General features: G+C 44.7%; 5 protein-coding genes. 1 reads left to right on the top strand and 4 read right to left on the bottom strand.

Annotated features, from left to right (window positions below):
* The 4 genes from F7C14_RS08805 to F7C14_RS08790 form a co-directional block, all read right to left on the bottom strand.
* Window positions 1-442 (bottom strand): hydrogenase subunit MbhD domain-containing protein (locus tag F7C14_RS08805; RefSeq protein WP_290901958.1); only part of this gene is annotated, 442 nt, incomplete at its 3' end.
* Complete coding sequence (locus F7C14_RS08800; RefSeq protein WP_290901956.1) at window positions 426-962, bottom strand: Na+/H+ antiporter subunit E; 537 nt, start codon at window positions 960-962, stop codon at window positions 426-428. The genes F7C14_RS08805 and F7C14_RS08800, both read right to left, overlap by 17 nt.
* On the bottom strand, window positions 955-1266 hold the full coding sequence (gene mnhG / locus F7C14_RS08795) for a monovalent cation/H(+) antiporter subunit G (protein WP_290901952.1): 312 nt from the start codon (window positions 1264-1266) through the stop codon (window positions 955-957). Before mnhG ends, F7C14_RS08800 begins: the two co-directional genes overlap by 8 nt.
* Window positions 1248-1529: a cation:proton antiporter gene (locus F7C14_RS08790; RefSeq protein ID WP_290901949.1), complete on the bottom strand. Its 282-nt coding sequence runs from the start codon at window positions 1527-1529 to the stop codon at window positions 1248-1250. Before F7C14_RS08790 ends, mnhG begins: the two co-directional genes overlap by 19 nt.
* Window positions 1530-1621: 92 nt before the next feature.
* Between F7C14_RS08790 and argF the strand changes: the two genes are divergently transcribed.
* The coding region (gene argF / locus F7C14_RS08785) for an ornithine carbamoyltransferase (protein WP_290901947.1) at window positions 1622-2523 on the top strand (902 nt) is incomplete at its 3' end.

The following is a 2523-nucleotide window of genomic DNA, read 5'->3' as shown; positions in this document are numbered from 1 at the left end:
TCTTAATTTCTTCCGGAAGTTTTTCGACTTCCAGCTTTTCGGACAAGCCAGCATCTCTCACTTCAAAAATTTTTATCCTCTTGTTAGCCGGCGAGCTGTAATCGCCGAAAGCCGGCATATCTTCGATTACGTAAAAAAATAGTCCAGCAAGCAGAACTACTGTGAATGCACCAATTACAACTTTTACCTTCTTTCTTTTCCCGGTATCGTACCTCTGAAGCTTTGTTAGGCTTGCCACCATCAGTGCTGTGGAAGCACCGGCTCCGATAGCAGCCTCGGTAAAACCAACGTCGACAGCGTTCATCTGAACGTAAATGCAAGCCATGACGAAGGTGTACGTGCCAAGAATCGCTATCGACGCTAACAAATCCCTCACGAATAAAGCGGCGATGGCGGAAACTACGAGGAAGATTATTAGAGCTATGTCAAGCGGAACTATCATGCCGACCCTCCATGAAAACGTAAGCGAGTTTTTTCTGCATCGTCTGATCCACAACCAGCGGCTTGGCGAGCTTTCTGTCTATGGCGTGGACTACGAATTTTCCTTTCTCCGGCTCGACCATTATGGTTATCGTTCCGGGAGTTAGCGTTATCGAGTTAGCCATGAAAGTTAGAGCGAGATCACTCCTTAACGGAGTTTCAAATTCTACAACTACCGGATCTAAGGGCATTTTTGGATGCAAAGCTCTGTAAGCAACGTCAAGGTTGGCTAAAACGATCTGCCAGAGTTCCCAAGCTACATAGGGTATTGCCCTCAAGAACTTGACGTACCATTTCTTACTCAAATCGAAAATTACTCTCCTTGAGAGGTACGTCGTTAGGGCAGCGGCGGCAATTCCCTGAGAGATGTGTATAGCATCGAATTTTCCGGGGGTGTCTGGATAAAGCTGCCAGGCTGAAAGGAGGATCCAGAATAGGAACATTACGATGAACGTCAGAATGTAGGAGAGTTTTTTACCCATTCTCCTCCCTCCTCCACATTTTCACTCCGGTAACGTAAGCGGCTTTGATCAGCGCATGCGTACCGACGGGATTCGCGAGGAGGATGAAGAATGAAAGGAAGAATAGCTTAATCGTTAAAAAGGAAAGTCCCTGGTAAATCATAAATCCGAGTATTATTAGAACTTCTCCGAGGGTGTCGCATTTTCCAGCAGCATGAAGCCTTGTGTAGAAGTCCGGGAATCGAATGATTCCTATTGCTCCCGAGATCATGAAAAAGCATCCTGCGAACATGAAAATTGCTGAAATTACGTGTAGGGCTTCCATAATTCTCCCCTCTCGATGTATTTGGCGACGATTAAAGTTCCGACGAAGTTCAGCATCGCGTAAGTTAACGGAATGTCGACGAAAATCGGTCTTTCGAAGAGGTAGCCTATTACGACAAGCAGAACAACGACTTTCGTTCCTATAACACTTGTAGCCATAACTCTATCCAAAGTCGTTGGACCTTTTATGACCCTGTACATTGTCATCAAAATCGAGATTGTAATCAAAATACCTACAGCCAGAAAAACATCAGTGATCTCCATATGTGGTTTTAGCATTGAGAACAGCATAAATAAATTACTGAAAATCGTAAAAACGAGTAAAGTTTTTAATTTTCAATCACAACGAAGCTGGTATGAAGCATGTGCTATCGATCACCGATTTGAGGAAGGAGGAAATTATTGAAATTCTCGATTTAGCTGACAAGCTCAAAGAAGAAAGGAGAAAGGGGATTTTTAAAGAGTATTTGAAGAATAAAACTCTCGGGATGATATTCGAATTGCCTTCCACGAGAACGAGAGTCAGCTTCGAGGTGGCGATGAACGATTGTAGAGGCTACGCAATATACATGAACTGGAACGACCTTCAGCTTGGGAGGGGGGAAAGCATTACTGATACAGCCAGAACGTTATCAAGGTACGTTCATGCAGTTATGATGAGGGTTAGAAACCACGAAACCCTTCTGGAGTTTGCAAAGTTCAGCTCAGTTCCGGTGATAAACGGATTGAGCAATCTTGAGCACCCTTGCCAGATTCTTGCAGACTTGCAAACAATTAGAGAGGTGAAGGGGAGTTTAGACGTGAAGGTGGCGTGGGTTGGAGATGGCAACAATGTCTGCAACTCGCTGCTTTTAGCTTCGTCAATTCTTGGTTTTGAGCTGAGACTGGCAATTCCTGAGGGTTTCGATCCGCCGAATGAAATTTTGAAGAAAGCCAGAGAACTTGGAGGGAGGTTTGAAATAGTTAGAAACCCCAAAGAGGCTGTTAGAGAAGCGGATGTGATATATACTGATGTATGGGCGTCGATGGGGCAAGAGGAGGAGAGGGAAAGAAGGCTAAAAGTTTTTAGACCCTACCAGGTTAACATGGAACTGGTTAACGAAGCTAAGGATGATGTGGTAGTCATGCACTGTTTACCAGCACACAGGGGGGAGGAAATTACCGACGATGTTATCGATAGCGAGCATTCCGTTGTTTTCGATCAGGCTGAGAATAGGTTGCACGCTCAAAAAGCTCTGCTTCTCAAGCTCATAGGTGG

This window comes from Ferroglobus sp. (assembly GCF_015521575.1).
Lineage (GTDB): Archaea > Halobacteriota > Archaeoglobi > Archaeoglobales > Archaeoglobaceae > Ferroglobus.
This window is presented reverse-complemented; position numbering and strand designations above follow the sequence as displayed.